We start from the raw sequence: 15,182 nt of genomic DNA, 5'->3' as shown, positions 1-15,182 counted from the left end.
AATATCTTAATCTTAGAAAAAAACTAATTTTTAAGAACTTACTCAGTTACCTTATTATAAGCACTTTTTAATTTTTTAATCACTGTTTCTATCTCTTCTAAATCTAAATGACCAAAACCAAAACGGATAGCGCAGGTGTTTTTGTTTTGATAAAGAATTGTTTTTGGTAGAAATAAATGGTGTTTTTCTGCTTCTTCGGCTAGTTTTACTAACGATATTTGATGTTGAAATTGTAACCAAATTGCTAATCCGCCAGCAGGAACTTTCCAATGTGCTATTTCTATAAAATATAGCGTTAAGAGTTTACACAAACAATCGCGTCTTTGTTTGTAGATGATGATGTTTTTTTTCATCAAACGATAAATTTCACCTTCATTAATTAATTCGGATAACATTTGTTGCTGAATTAAATCGCCTTGTGCATCTAATAATTGTAAATAGTTTTTTGCTTCTGAAATTAAGTTTTCTGGTGCTATTACAAATCCTGTTTGAAAACTAGGGAATAATGATTGCCCTAATTTTCCTAAATAAATAACCATTCCGTTTACATCGGCGCTTGCCATTGGTAACATTGCAGAACCTTCGAACTGAAAATCGTAATCGTAATCATCTTCAATAATTGCAAAACCGTATGCTGCAGCTAATTGCATTAAAGCTAAACGACGCTCTACACTTAATTTAACCATGGTTGGGTAATCTCTATGCGCACATATATATATACATCTAATACTGCCTTTTATAAAATGTTTTCTAATATAATCTATGTCTAAACCATTGGCATCTACAGGTATTGTTTTAATGGTTGCGCCTGCTTGCTGAAAAATCATATTGGCGGCATAATTACTTAATTGACCTACCAATACTACATCATTTTGTTTTATTAATAATTGAGAAACAATATACAAACTCATCTCTGTGCTACGTGTACTAATTAAGTTGTTGGGTTTGATATGAAAACCTCTTGTTGCATTTAAATAATTAGAGAGCTGTGTTTGAAATAAGGAATAAGAAGATTCGTTAGCTCTATTCCATTTTTTTATCAATGTTTTTCGATTCATAGCCGCACTATACCATCTAGAAAATTGATGAACAGGGTGCAAACGTAAATCTGGTTTTCCATCATTAATAATATACTTTGCATCTGTTAACTGCGTAGTTGATGCTAAATGAAATGATTTTTGAAATGGAAACCCTGTTGTTTTGGCGTAATTGTATGCTTGATTTATTTTTTGTGAAGTCGCTTTTATTTTTGCTGTTTTTAATTCTGGCTCTAAAATAAAAGTGCCCTTGTTTGGTATAATTTCTACCCAACCTTGTGAGGCTAATTCTTCGTAAATTGCAACAGCTGTATTTCTATGGATTTTTAACAATTGACCAAATACGCGAGTTCCTGGTAAAAGAGTTCCTTTTGTTAAATAGCCACGTTGTATTGCATTTATAATTTGCTGTGCAACTTGTATGTACACAGGTTGAGGTATCGATTTGTCAAAATCAATTAATTGTTTAAAAAGTATATTAACCGGACTATCTATCATTTTAAAACTGGACTAGTTTAGTCGTCCGGAAAGTTACGACTTTTGCATGGTATTTAAATTACTATTTATGAAAATTAAAATTGCGTTAGTTAGCACCCTTATTTTTTCTGCTTTACAGATAAATGCACAGGTAGCTCCTATAAAAAGAGACACTTTAAAAGAAATTATTATTACGTCTACCAGAATAGATTTACCTTTTAAAGAGAATTCTAGAACGATAGATGTTATTTCATCCGAAGTAATAAAGAATAGTGCTGCTACAAATGTTGCAGATTTATTACAGCAAGTTGCAGGTGTAGATATTAGAAGAAGAGGAACTGCCGGTAGTCAGGCAGATTTATATATTAGAGGTGGAGGTTTCGATCAAACATTACTTTTAATTGATGGAATTAAAATGGATGATGCACAAACAGGACATCATACCATGAATGCCGCTTTACCAATTGAGGTTATTGAAAGAATAGAAATTATTAAAGGTCCTGCTGCTAGAGTTTTCGGACAAAATGCATTTACAGGAGCAATCAATATTGTAACTAAAAATAAATTAGATGATACGGTTTCTGCAAATGTAGAAGCGGGGTCTTTTGGTCAAATTAATCGTTCTATTACTGTTGGCAAAGATTTTGAAAACACCTCTATTATAGCACACGCAGGTGTTTTACAATCGAACGGATATAGAAATAATTCTGATTATGAAAATAAAAATTATTTCTTAAAAGGTGTTTTTAATAAAGAAAAGCAACCTATAGAAGTAATTGCTACTTTTTTTGATAAAAAGTATGGAGCAGAAAATTTTTATACCACCAATCCAGATTGGCATGAGTATGAAGAAACTCAGAATAGTTTATTAGGAGTATCAACAACTTTTAGAACCGAAAAATTTAAAATTACGCCAAGAGTTTATTGGAAAAGAGGTCAAGATATATTTTTATTAAAAAGAGATGATCCTAGTTTTTTTAGAAATCTACATATTACCAATAAAGTAGGTGTAGAAACCAATGCGTCTTATTCGTCAGGTTTAGGAGTTACAGGTTTTGGAGTAGATGTTTCTAGAGTGTCTATAAGCAGTAATAACTTAGGAAAAAGAAATAGAACCATGGCTAATTTATTTTTAGAACATCGTTTTAAATTTGCTGATGATAAGTTAGATATTACACCAGGAGTTGCGGTTACTTATTTTTCTGATTTTAAATTCCATGCTTTTCCAGGGTTAGATATTGGTTATAAATTTTCTGAAAACTTAAAAGTCTACGGAAACTTAGGTGTTACGTATAGAATACCAACGTATACAGATTTGTATTATAATGATCCAGGAACTATAGGAAATGAAAACTTAGAGCCAGAAGAAGCGTTTGCTCAAGAAATAGGATTAAAGTATAACTCAGGAAGATTTACAACTTCTGTAGCAATTTTTAATAGAGATGCTACTGATTTAATCGATTTTATTAGAGAAAACACCACAATATCTAAATTTACTGCCACTAATATTGCAAAAGTAAATACCAAAGGTTTTGAGGCAAATGCAGATTATCATTTTAAATTAAGTGATTTTAAACAAACATTATCTTTTGGGTATACTTTTTTAGATGATGATATTTTAGAAGAGAATAAAGACTTATCTCGTTATTCTTTAAACACGTTAAGACATCAATTTATAACTCGTTTTGCAAGCAAATTCTTTAAAAATGTAAGACAAAATATTATTTACAAATATGCAGAGAGAACTGTTGGTACAAGTTATAATGTTTGGGATGCTTCTATAATTGTAGATGTTGATAAATTTAGTTTTACAATTACTGCTAGTAATATTTTTGATGCAGATTATATAGAATCTGGTTATGTACCAATGCCACCAAGTAATGTGTTATTCGGTTTGCGTTATGCGTTTTAATACATAAAAAAATAGCTATGAGTGGAGTAAGGCATAATTGGACAAAAGAAGAGGTTTTAGAAATTTATAACAAACCCTTAATGGAGTTGTTGTACGAGGCAGCTACGATTCATAGAAAACAACATGATCCTAATGTAGTGCAGGTGTCAACTTTATTATCAATAAAAACAGGTGGTTGTTCCGAAGATTGTGGTTACTGCCCTCAAGCAGCAAGATATCATACCAATGTAGAAGGTAATGATTTAATGACGGTAAACCAGGTAAAAGCACAAGCGTTAAGAGCAAAAGAAAGCGGAAGTTCTAGAGTTTGTATGGGAGCCGCTTGGAGAAATGTAAAAGACGGACCAGAATTTGACCAAGTTTTAGACATGGTGAGAACCGTAAATAAGTTAGATATGGAGGTTTGTTGTACGTTAGGTATGGTTACCGAAAATCAGGCTAAAAGGTTGGCCGAAGCAGGTTTGTATGCCTATAATCATAATTTAGATTCATCAGAAGAATATTACAAAGAAGTAATTTCTACAAGAGGTTATCAAGATCGATTAGATACTATTGAGAATGTTCGTAAGACAAGTGTAACTGTTTGTTCTGGCGGAATTATTGGAATGGGAGAAACTGCGGTAGATAGAGCAGGCATGTTGGTTGCTTTGTCTACATTAAATCCGCAACCAGAATCTACACCCATTAATGCATTAGTTGCCGTTGAAGGAACTCCTCTGGAGGATGAAAAACCCGTTGAAATTTGGGACATGATTCGTATGGTGGCAACAACCAGAATTGTTTTGCCCGAAACACAGGTTCGTTTATCTGCAGGAAGAACACAAATGAGTAGAGAAGGGCAAGCAATGTGTTTTTTTGCAGGTGCCAATTCTATTTTTGCAGGAGATAAATTATTAACAACTCCAAACCCAGATGTAAATGAAGATCTAAAGATGTTTAAATTATTAGGTTTAAATCCGCAAAAACCATTTACAAAAAAAGTGCAACCAGAAACAGTTTCTGCAGAGAATTCTAAATATCAATCTTTAGAAGAAAAACCAAAATGGACTAGACCAGGCCATAAAATTAAAAGAAATGAAGAGGCACGACTAAAATCATAGAAGGTTGTTTTTAAAACAAGTTTGATGATTGTAGCTCATGTTATTTTGATGCTATCAAGTAGTGTTTTATTTGTATTGCAAAATGAATTAAAAAGAGGAAGTAATAAAAAGCTTTGACATATTTGTGTCAGGGCTTTTTTGTTTTTTAATAATTTATGTAACAAAATTAAGTTTTAAACTACTTATAAGAGAAGCTTAACGATACTTAGTGCTTTAATACGATTCATTTTTGATGTTTATTAAAGTTTACACCCAACAAAATTGCGCTTTTTAAAGTTGGATAAAGTAGAAATGAGTTTCTCTTTATAATGATAGAATAACGTGTTCTATTCAGTCAAAAAACTTTATATTTATTCACTTTTTTAAAACAAACTGCTATGATGGAATGGTTTCAAGAATTAACTACTTTCGAAAAGACCTATTGGGTAATTACCGGAATTTCTACATTTATGTTTTTGTTGGTTTTAATAACTACAATAATTGGTGCCGAAACAGATGATATTGGCGATGTAGATGCCGAAATTGATGCCGATACTGGAGCCGGATTTCAATTTTTTACCTTAAAAAACTTAGTTGCTTTTTTTACCATTTTTGGATGGAGTGGAATTGCAAGTATGGATGCAGGAAACGCTACCGGAACTACCATTATGATCTCTGTGTTTTTTGGTTTATTGATGATGTTTGTGATGGCAGCATTATTTTATTACATCAGTAAATTATCTTCTAGCGGAACCTTAAAAATGAAAAATGCTCTAAATGCTATTGGAGAAGTGTATTTAACAATTGGTGCAAATAGATCTAAAACAGGTAAAATTCAGATTAAAATTCAAGGAGCTTTAAGAGAATTAGAAGCCTTAACAGATTGTAATGAAGATTTAAAACAAGGAAAAATAATTAAAGTAATAGAAGTAACAAATAACGGAATATTAATAGTAGAACCTCAAAATTAAAAAAAAGCTATGTTAAACTTTATGGTATTACAAGCCAGTCAATTTGCTGGATTAATCGGAATAGGAATTGCAATTCTCTTTGTTTTTATATTGCTAATTGCAATGGTAAAACGGTATAAAAGATGTCCGTCAGACAGAATTTTGGTTGTTTATGGAAAAGTAGGTGGAGGAGAATCTGCTAAATGTATTCATGGTGGAGCCGCATTTATCTTTCCAGTAATTCAAGATTATCAATTTTTAGATTTAACACCAATTTCTATAGAAGTAAATTTGGTAAACGCGCTTTCTAAGCAAAATATTCGTGTAAATGTACCAAGTAGATTTACAATTGGGGTTTCTACAGAACCAGGAATTATGCAAAATGCTGCAGAAAGATTATTAGGTTTAGACCAAGACAGTATTCAGGATTTAGCACAAGAAATTATTTTTGGTCAATTACGTTTGGTAGTTGCATCAATGGATATTGAAGAAATTAACAACGACCGTGATAAGTTTTTAGCAAATATTTCACAAAGTGTAGAAACCGAGTTAAAAAAAGTCGGATTAAAATTAATCAACGTAAATATTACAGATATTGTTGATGAATCTGGTTATATAGAAGCTTTAGGTAAAGAGGCAGCTGCACATGCAATTAACGCAGCAAGAAAATCTGTAGCAGAGAAAAATAGAGATGGTTCTATTGGTGAAGCTAATGCGGTACAAGATGAAAGAACACAAGTTGCAGCAGCAAACGCACAGGCGGTAGAAGGAGAAAATACAGCAAAAATTGCCGTAGCCAATTCAGACTCGGTACGTAGACAAAGAGAAGCAGAAGCAGAACGTACAGCAATTGCATCAGAAAAGGTACAAACTGCAAACGCATTAAAAGAATCTTATGCAGCAGAGCAAGAAGCAGAGGTTGCCAGGGCAGAAAGAGAACGTTCATCTCAATTAGCCGATATAATTGTACCTGCAGAAATTGATAAACGTAAAGTAGAAATAGATGCAGAAGCAAGAGCAGAAAACATCAGAAGAATAGCAAAAGGAGAGGCAGATGCAATTTTATTTAAAGCGCAAGCAGAAGCACAAGGTTTGTATGAAGTTTTAACAAAACAAGCAGCTGGTTTAGATCAAATTGTAAAAGCAGCAGGAAACGATTCTCAAAACGCAGCCTTATTATTAATTGCAGATAAATTACCAGAATTGGTAAAAACGCAAGCAGATGCCATTAAAAATATTAAGATTGATAAAGTTACGGTTTGGGAAAATGGTGGAGGAAAAGATGGTAAAACATCAACATCTAACTTTATTTCTGGTATGTATAAAGCAGTGCCGCCATTACAAGAAATGTTTAATATGGCAGGTATGGAGTTGCCAAGTTATTTAAAAGGGAAAGATATTCCAGCAGAGGTATCTGCAGAGATTATTGAGGATAAAGAGAACTAGTTTATTTAAAAATAGAAGTCTTAATTTAAACCATCATTCATGTTTTAGAATGATGGTTTTTTTTTGTAACTAATTTACTTTCTTGTTCTTAATGTTAAAGGTGGTTATAATAAGGTAGATTAAATAATCATTAAATAGGTATTACTACAGGTGTTTAAATAATTTGTTTTTAGTAGCTTGCGAGTGCTAAATGTAATTCTCCCAATATGAAAGCTTGTCCTAATTGTAAATCTGCATCTAGACATAGAATGAAAAGAAAGAATCTTGTTAAAATAATACCAGGTACAAAAGCATATGCTTGTGATAATTGTAATACACAGTACACTTGGTTTTCTCTTATCAATAGATCTTTTAAAGTGTAACAAAAATGCCTCACTATTTTAAAAATTGTGAGGCTTTTTTGTGAGCTATTTCCTAAATTAAATAACTTAATATCCTTTCTATTCTAAAAAAGAATAAATGAATTAGCGGTAATAATGTTTTTAAAAACGTATTTGTAAAGTGTTTATTGTTATGGTTTTAACGTTGTAAATAGGGGAATATACCTATTAATTATAATATATAAATCAGGTAATCTAGAATATATTTATCCTTTACAATCTCACTAAATTTCAAGTGTCTAACCAATCAGTAATAATTATGAAAGCTTGCCCAAGATGTAAATCTGTGTCTAGGCATAGAATGAGAAGAAAGCCGATTGCTAAATTAATTCCAGGTGCCAGAGCATATGCTTGTGATAACTGTAATACACAGTACACTTGGTTTTCTATAATTAATCGTTCTTTTAAAGTTTAAAAAAAGCCTCACTGTTATAGTGAGGCTTTTTAATAGCTTTTATTTTGTTTAGTTGAATAACCTAAAAATATCGTTTCCGTTAGCAAAAAGTAACAATGCTATTAAAAGAATAAAACCTGTTACTTGAGCATATTCTAAAAATTTATCTCCTGGCTTTTTACCTGTAATCATTTCCCAGAGGGTAAATACAACGTGTCCACCATCTAAAGCAGGTATTGGTAAAAGATTCATAAAACCTAACATAATAGATAAGAAGGCTGTAATGTTCCAAAAAGATTGTGCGCTCCATTCGCTAGGAAAAATACTTCCAATAGAAATAAACCCACCTAAACCTTTATAAGCACCAGTACTTGGATTAAAAATTTTCTTTAATTGTTTTATGTAATCTGTTAGTGTTTTTACAGATTTGTTCCATCCTGCAGGAATTGCTTCTGCAAAAGAATACTCTATGTTTGCTAATGTGTAATACCCCAGTCTTTCTAAGTCTTTAGAAGGTAACTGTCCTAAACTAACACCTAATTTTCCTTCATCCGTAACTTTTACAGGTAGTTCTTTAGTTTCAATACCTCTTTTAACGGTTATTTTAATGTCTTGATTTTTAAATTTATCTAATTCTGTTTGCGCTTCATCAAAATACTTTATGGTATTTCCATTAATGGCAACAACTATATCTTTAGGTTTTAAATCGGCACCTATGTTAGGTGATTCCGCAGCAACGGCTCCAATAATAAAAGGGATTCTTGGTTGTAAAATTAACCCAGCATCTTTACCTCTATCGACTAATTGAGAAATAAAATCTTCAGGGATTACTTTATCAATAATTTCTCCTTTTCTCTCTATTTGAAAATTATTTCCATTTACAAATCCAAGTGTTAATTCAGAGAATTTTTTAATTTTTTCTCCATCAATGGTAAGCACTTTGTCTCCTGTTTTTATGCCCAAATTAATGGCTAACGAATCTTGTACCCAAACACCATCTTTTACATTTTCGTTTGGTAAATATTTTTCACCATAAGTATACATTAACATAATGTATATAAAAATACCTAAAACAAAGTTTACAAAAACTCCACCTAGCATTATAATTAAACGTTGCCACGCAGGTTTAGAACGAAATTCCCAAGGTTGTGCAGGCAAAGCCATCTGCTCAGTATCCATGCTTTCATCAATCATACCAGATATTTTTACATATCCGCCTAAAGGAATCCAACCAATACCGTAAACGGTATCACCAATTTTTTTCTTAAAGATTGAGAATTTATAATCAAAGAATAAGTAGAATTTTTCTACTCTTGTTTTAAACAATTTTGCAGGGATAAAGTGCCCTAACTCGTGCAATACAATTAATAAAGATAAACTTAAAATAAATTGCGATGCTTTTATTAATATTTCCATTCAGCGTTAAATCATAGTTAAAATGGTCGCAAATGTACGTTTTTAAAGAGAGTTGTAAAAGGGCTTATAGAACTTGATTTTTTATTTTAACAAAGATTTTACAAAGTATTTGTTTTTGTTTACTTTTCTAAGGGGGTTTTAAGTCGTAAATTTGTGCTTATAAACTTATTTTATGGAGTTAAAATTCTTTAAAAAATCGTTGCCAACGCTTATTTTTTTAATTGTTGTTTCGGCAATTACAATCCCTGTATTTTATCATTTATTAAAGGTTGATAATCGTCTTAAGATATACAATCCAGTAGATGTAAATCCGAGATTGGTAGATGAAAGCATGCTACATATTCAAAAAAATCACACCATTGCAAATTTTAAACTCATCAATCAAAATGGTAAAATTATTACTAATGATGATTATAAAGATAAAATTTACATAGCAGATTTTTTTTTTACACGTTGCCAAACTATTTGTATTGCGATGGCTTATAATATGAGTGAGTTGCAAGCGTATTATAAAAACGATGAGGATATTATGTTTTTATCACATTCTGTAACCCCTGTTATAGATAGTGTTTCTGTATTAAGGGAATATGCAGATAGAAAAGGAGTTATAGATGGAAAGTGGAATGTTACTACAGGACCTAAAAAACACATTTATGAGTTGGCTAGAAAAAGTTATTTTGCGGTAACAGATGAAGGAGATGGAGATGAAAACGATTTTATACACACAGAACAATTTGTATTGGTAGATAAAGAAAAACGGATTCGTGGCTATTATGATGGCACCGAGAAAAAAGATATGGAAAAACTAAAAAAAGATATTGTTTTGTTAAAAGAAGAATATGCTTCTAAATAACTTGTTTAGACTCATTCTAAATTCTTATCTTTGCCTTCCAAATAAAATTCATTGAGCACAATAGCTACATTACGTAAGGGAGAGATTGGGTATATTTCTGAAGAGTCTTTAGATTTTATACCTTTAAAATTACTAGAAATGGGGTGTTTGCCAGGTGCTGAGGTTCAACTGGTTCAAATAGCTCCTTTAAAAGATCCAATTTATATTTGTGTAAACGGAAGCCATTTGGCCATAAGAAAAGAAACGGCTTCTAAAATTATAATCCTTAAAGCAAATTTGTAATGTCTAAAAATGATATAAAGGTTGCTTTAATAGGGAATCCAAATACAGGAAAAACATCACTTTTTAATCAACTTACAGGTTTAAATCAAAAAGTGGGTAATTACCCGGGTGTAACTGTTGATAAAAAACAAGGAACCAGTAAATTATCAGCAACTCAGAATGCCATTATAACAGATTTACCAGGTACTTATAGTATCAATCCTACTTCTATGGATGAAAGTATTGTTTTAAAAACATTACTTAAAAAAGACATAAAAGAATCACCAGATGTTATTTTGGTTGTTGCAGATATAGAAAACTTAAAAAGAAACTTATTACTTTTTTCTCAGATTAAAGATTTAGAAATTCCTACAGTTTTGGCAATCAATATGGTTGATCAAATGCATAGAAAAGGGATTACTATTGATTTGTCTTTATTAAAAAAAGAACTAAATACAGAGGTTGTTTTAATAAGTGCAAGAAAAAATGAAGGAATTGAAGATGTAAAAGCAGCAATTATTCGTTGTCATGTGGCAGCAAAAGCATCTCCACTTTGTGGAATAGATCATAAAATAGATCCCGATTATTTTGCAAAATTAAAAGAAATTAGTCCTAATTACTCTTTGTATGAATTATGGTTAATGGTTACTCAGAATAATTATCCAGAGACTGTTAATAAAGAAGAAAAGGAAAAATTATTAGCATTTAAGAAAGACGTATCTAAGTTAAAAAAATATCAGCATAAAGAAACTATTTATCGTTATCAAGAAATTAATAAAATTCTAAAAAAAACATATATAGTTGATAAATCAAAGGCAACAGACTTACGTGGACAATTAGATAGAATTTTTACGCATAAGTTTTTTGGGTATTTTTTCTTTACCCTTTTGTTGTTGGTGATTTTTCAATCTGTTTTTGATTGGGCTTCAGTGCCTATGGATTTTATTGATGCTACTTTTGCTGAAATTGCAGATTTTGCAAAAAGTAATTTACCATCAGGAATGCTTACAAATCTCTTAACGGAAGGAATTATTCCAGGTATTGGAGGTGTCATTATATTTATCCCACAAATTGCCATTCTATTTTTATTTATAGCTGTTTTAGAAGAAACAGGTTATATGAGTCGTGTTGTGTTTTTAATGGATAAAATTATGCGACGTTTTGGTATGAATGGTAAAAGTATCATTCCGTTAATTTCTGGTACAGCCTGTGCAATACCTGCAATTATGGCAACTAGAACAATTGCCAGTTGGAAAGAGCGTTTAATTACCATTTTGGTGGTGCCTTTTACAACCTGTTCTGCCCGTTTACCTGTGTATGCTATTTTAATATCTTTAATTATACCCGATAAAAAAATCTTTGGTTTTTTAAACTTACAAGGTTTAGTTTTATTATCATTATATGCATTGGGTTTTGCCACAGCAATTATAGCAGCTTATATATTACATAAGACATTAAAGATAAAATCGAAGTCGTTTTTTGTGGTAGAAATGCCAAATTATAAGTTACCATCTGTAAAAAATGTATTTTTTGAAGTGGTAGAAAAAACAAAGTCGTTTGTTTTAGAAGCGGGTAAAATTATTTTAGCATTGTCTATTATTTTGTGGTTTTTAGCATCAAACGGATCAAGTTCTTTTGATAATGCAGAAAAAAATACAGTTGAAAATGTTGCAAATCAGAATTTATCAGATCAAGAATTACAACAAAAAATAGCATCTGCAAGATTAGAGAATTCATATATAGGAATTTTAGGAAAAACAATAGAACCTGCAATTAGACCTTTAGGATACGATTGGAAAATAGGAATTGCTTTAATAACATCATTTGCAGCAAGAGAAGTATTTGTGGGTACTTTGGCAACTATTTATAGTGTAGAGGCAGATGATGAAAACACTTCTACAATTAAAGAAAAGATGCAGTCTGAAATAAACCCAGAAACGGGTAAAAAAAGATTCAACTTTCCTGTAGGTATGTCTTTAATGGTTTTTTATGCCTTTGCAATGCAATGTATGGCAACTTTAGCTATTGTAAAACGTGAAACCAAAACATGGAAATGGCCATTAATACAACTTTTCGGTATGGGCTTGTTGGCTTACATGGCTTCTTTTATAACCTATCAAATTTTAAGTTAATGCAAGAAATTATAACATATATAATAGTGGTGCTAGCTGTTGCTTTTATAGTTAGAAAATATATTTTTCCTTCTAAAAAAAAGAAAGGCTGTAGTTCTGGTTGTGGGTGTTAAAATTCTTTAACACAAAATTAGCTTCTTATCATTGTAAGGTTTTTTATTTTTGATGACTTAGTTTTTAATTATATTCTAAATTATAAAAATGAAAAAAACAATTTTATTAGTAGCCGTTTTTGCAATGGCAATGATTTCATCAACAGATGCTTTCGCTCAAAAATTTCCAAGATTAGATGTAAGCCCTATGGATGCAGCTACTTTTCCTAATGATTGGAAAAACTCAGACAAATTAGTAAAGGTTATTTATGGTAGACCACAATTAAAAGGTAGAGAAGTATCTTCTTTAGCTGCGGTTTCTGATAAAGGTGTTTGGAGAACAGGAGCTAACGAGGCTACCGAGATTACGTTCTTTAAAGATGTTTCGTTTGCTGGTAAAGCAGTAAAGGCAGGTACATATACTTTGTTTACAATTCCTGCAGAAAAAGAATGGACATTAGTTTTTAGTTCTGTTAGAAACGTTTGGGGGCATTATACCTATGATAAAAAAGATGATGTTCTTAGAGTATCAGCCAAAGTTTCTAAATCAGTGAAAACAATAGAAGCTTTTTCAATTGCTTTTGATAAAGCTAAAGACGATCAAGTAATAATGTATTTAGGATGGGGAAACACAGTGGTGTCTGTTCCTTTTAAAGAGGTTGTTTTAAAATAATAAGTTTTAGCGCTTGTGTTTTATAAGTGTTAGAAGTGTTTTAAATAAAAAAAAGCTTCAAATTCTTGTCTGTCAATTTTGATAGAAAAGAATTTGAAGCTTTTTTATTGCTTTTAAATAGTTTAAAAGAATTATTTACCCATTGGTATCACTATAATACCAGAGAATTTTTTCTGAAACTTTATTAAATCTTTATCGGCTTCTAATTTTGTTTTATAATTACCTACTTGTACCTTCCATTCAGGCGCATTGTAAACTAATTTTGAGAAAATTCCAGGAAATTCTACTTTAAAACGAGCCATAAATTTTCTTGCTGTTTGTTCATTTCCATTGTAAAGTTGAATTCTATAACCAAATCCGTAAGTACTATTAAAGCTTCTTTTTTTAGAAATAATTCTTTTAACTTCTGCAGATTCATTAGTTTTATTTTGTGAAAAAGAACTGTAACTAGTTGTTAATAAAACAATCAAAAATGAAAGTGCTGTTAATTTAATATTCATGCTATTTAATTTTGTACAAAAATAACGACTAGTTTAGAAATAAATTAGTTTAACACCTTATTTAGATTAATTATAAATTAAGTTTAACATTCTTTTAGCTTTTCAGATTTTAGGAAGAAGTAGTACTTTTGTCAAACGGAAAAAAATGACATTTATCATTTTATATTAGATATTTTTAAACAAAGTTTAAATATGAAAAGTGTAGAATTGCACAATAGACTAACCACATTACTTCTAAAGAGTTTTACTTTTCTTCTAATTTTTGCATTTAGCGTATCTGCTTATTCACAAGATGTAGATGAAGCACGCCAAAAAGAAGGGAAAAAATTATTTAAATCGTTATGTGCTTCTTGTCACAAGTTAGATAAGAAACTAGTAGGACCTGCTCTAGGTGGGGTAGAGGAAAGAAGAGAGAATGATTGGTTAAAAGCATGGGTTAAAAATAATGCAGAGCTTAGGGCGTCAGGAGATGCGGATGCAAATGCCATTTTTGATGAGTATAAAGGAGCTTCAATGACTGCTTTTCCTCAATTATCAGATAAAAATATAGATGATCTTTTATATTATACAACTGTTGGTGAGCTTAAGAAAAAAGAAGCTGTAGCGGCTGTTGGTGCTACAACTGCTCCTACTGCGGCTGCTCCGGGTTGGTTAATATATATATTAGCAGGTGCTATTATTGTTGCCTTTTTAATGATTGCTAGTTTATTAAAACAAGTAAGTGAGTTAAAAGGAAATACTGCGCCGGGTCAAGACTCTAATCTTAAAAGAGATTTACATGAGCTTTGGGCGGGTTTAAAGCAAAATACATTCTTAAAAGTTTTAACAACTATCTTTTTATTGTTGGTAGGTGCTTATTTGTTTTTCGGAACCTTATTTAAGGTAGGTGTAGATGAAGGGTATCAGCCAATTCAGCCAATTGCATTTTCTCATAAGATACATGCAGGAGATAATAAGATCGATTGTCAATACTGTCACTCATCAGCAAAACATAGTAAAACATCTGGTATACCATCTGTTAATGTTTGTATGAATTGTCATAAAAACATCTCTGAAGTTGCAGACGATACTGTTGTAGAATTAGAAGACGGAGTAGTTCTTGGAAAGCAAGAGTTAGATCTTGAGATTGCTAAAGTTTACAAAGCAGCAGGTTGGGATGCAGATAACTTAGAGTATACAGGTAATACATCACCTATTAAATGGGTAAGAGTTCATAATTTACCAGATTTTGTATACTATAACCATTCTCAGCACGTAACGGTTGCAGGGGTTGCTTGTCAAAAATGTCATGGTCCTGTAGAGGAAATGGATGAATTGTATCAATATTCTCCATTAACAATGGGTTGGTGTATCGATTGTCATAAAGAGACTAAAGTGAATTTAAAAGGTAATGATTATTACAAAAAGATTCATGAAGATTTGGCAAAGAAATACAATGTAGATCAAGTTACCATTTCACAATTAGGTGGTAAAGAGTGTGGTAAATGTCACTACTAATAAAAAAGAATTAAAAATTAAAAGATTAAAAAACGGAATGTTTTTCAGTTTTGAATCTTTCAATCATTAAATAAAAAGTATAA

13 protein-coding genes are annotated in these 15,182 nt (G+C 31.1%); 10 read left to right on the top strand and 3 right to left on the bottom strand.

Translation table 11 applies throughout. The features are described from left to right. Positions 1-38 precede the first annotated feature (38 nt). Positions 39-1,535, bottom strand: a complete 1,497-nt coding sequence (locus tag WHD07_RS09925) for a PLP-dependent aminotransferase family protein (protein ID WP_343328259.1) — start codon at positions 1,533-1,535, stop codon at positions 39-41. 67 nt (positions 1,536-1,602) lie between these two features. Between WHD07_RS09925 and WHD07_RS09920 the strand changes: the two genes are divergently transcribed. From WHD07_RS09920 to WHD07_RS09905, 4 genes are all read left to right on the top strand, one after another. After that, entirely contained in the window at positions 1,603-3,426 is a 1,824-nt protein-coding gene (locus WHD07_RS09920) for a TonB-dependent receptor (protein ID WP_343328258.1), read from the top strand. Between the two features lie 17 nt (positions 3,427-3,443). Next, positions 3,444-4,526, top strand: coding sequence for a biotin synthase BioB (bioB, locus tag WHD07_RS09915; protein WP_343328257.1), 1,083 nt, complete (start codon positions 3,444-3,446; stop codon positions 4,524-4,526). A gap of 377 nt (positions 4,527-4,903) precedes the next feature. Then, positions 4,904-5,476 carry a hypothetical protein gene (locus WHD07_RS09910; RefSeq protein ID WP_105049927.1) on the top strand — a complete coding sequence of 191 codons (573 nt, stop codon included), beginning with the start codon at positions 4,904-4,906 and terminating at the stop codon, positions 5,474-5,476. Between the two features lie 21 nt (positions 5,477-5,497). Continuing rightward, positions 5,498-6,901: a flotillin family protein gene (locus WHD07_RS09905; protein ID WP_105050615.1), complete on the top strand. Its 1,404-nt coding sequence runs from the start codon at positions 5,498-5,500 to the stop codon at positions 6,899-6,901. Positions 6,902-7,744: 843 nt separating this feature from the next. Here WHD07_RS09905 and rseP read toward each other — a convergent pair. Continuing rightward, positions 7,745-9,091 carry an RIP metalloprotease RseP gene (gene rseP / locus WHD07_RS09900; RefSeq protein WP_343328256.1) on the bottom strand — a complete coding sequence of 449 codons (1,347 nt, stop codon included), beginning with the start codon at positions 9,089-9,091 and terminating at the stop codon, positions 7,745-7,747. Positions 9,092-9,263: 172 nt separating this feature from the next. Between rseP and WHD07_RS09895 the strand changes: the two genes are divergently transcribed. From WHD07_RS09895 to WHD07_RS09875, 5 genes are all read left to right on the top strand, one after another. Next, positions 9,264-9,944 (top strand): SCO family protein, encoded by a 681-nt coding sequence (locus tag WHD07_RS09895; RefSeq protein ID WP_105049929.1) that lies wholly within the window; start codon positions 9,264-9,266, stop codon positions 9,942-9,944. A gap of 51 nt (positions 9,945-9,995) precedes the next feature. Further along, positions 9,996-10,226, top strand: coding sequence for a FeoA family protein (locus tag WHD07_RS09890; RefSeq protein WP_105049930.1), 231 nt, complete (start codon positions 9,996-9,998; stop codon positions 10,224-10,226). After that, a complete protein-coding gene (feoB, locus tag WHD07_RS09885) occupies positions 10,226-12,337 on the top strand; it encodes a ferrous iron transport protein B (RefSeq protein ID WP_343328255.1) in 2,112 nt (703 codons plus the stop codon). The genes WHD07_RS09890 and feoB overlap by 1 nt, the downstream gene beginning before the upstream one ends. Then, positions 12,253-12,450, top strand: a complete 198-nt coding sequence (locus WHD07_RS09880; RefSeq protein ID WP_343328254.1) for a FeoB-associated Cys-rich membrane protein — start codon at positions 12,253-12,255, stop codon at positions 12,448-12,450. Before feoB ends, WHD07_RS09880 begins: the two co-directional genes overlap by 85 nt. 88 nt (positions 12,451-12,538) lie before the next feature. Next, positions 12,539-13,102 (top strand): DUF2911 domain-containing protein, encoded by a 564-nt coding sequence (locus WHD07_RS09875; protein ID WP_343328253.1) that lies wholly within the window; start codon positions 12,539-12,541, stop codon positions 13,100-13,102. A 131-nt stretch (positions 13,103-13,233) separates the two neighbouring features. Here WHD07_RS09875 and WHD07_RS09870 read toward each other — a convergent pair whose 3' ends face one another. Further along, positions 13,234-13,602: an SPOR domain-containing protein gene (locus WHD07_RS09870; protein WP_105049934.1), complete on the bottom strand. Its 369-nt coding sequence runs from the start codon at positions 13,600-13,602 to the stop codon at positions 13,234-13,236. A gap of 192 nt (positions 13,603-13,794) precedes the next feature. Here WHD07_RS09870 and WHD07_RS09865 point away from each other — a divergent pair, with 192 nt between their 5' ends. Continuing rightward, on the top strand, positions 13,795-15,099 hold the full coding sequence (locus WHD07_RS09865; RefSeq protein ID WP_343328252.1) for a c-type cytochrome: 1,305 nt from the start codon (positions 13,795-13,797) through the stop codon (positions 15,097-15,099). The last annotated feature ends 83 nt before the right edge of the window (positions 15,100-15,182 follow it).

It is taken from the genome of Polaribacter staleyi (assembly GCF_038024045.1).
Lineage (GTDB): Bacteria > Bacteroidota > Bacteroidia > Flavobacteriales > Flavobacteriaceae > Polaribacter > Polaribacter butkevichii.
The sequence above is the reverse complement of the archived record's forward strand: the minus strand, read 5'-3'. Positions and strand labels throughout refer to the sequence as shown.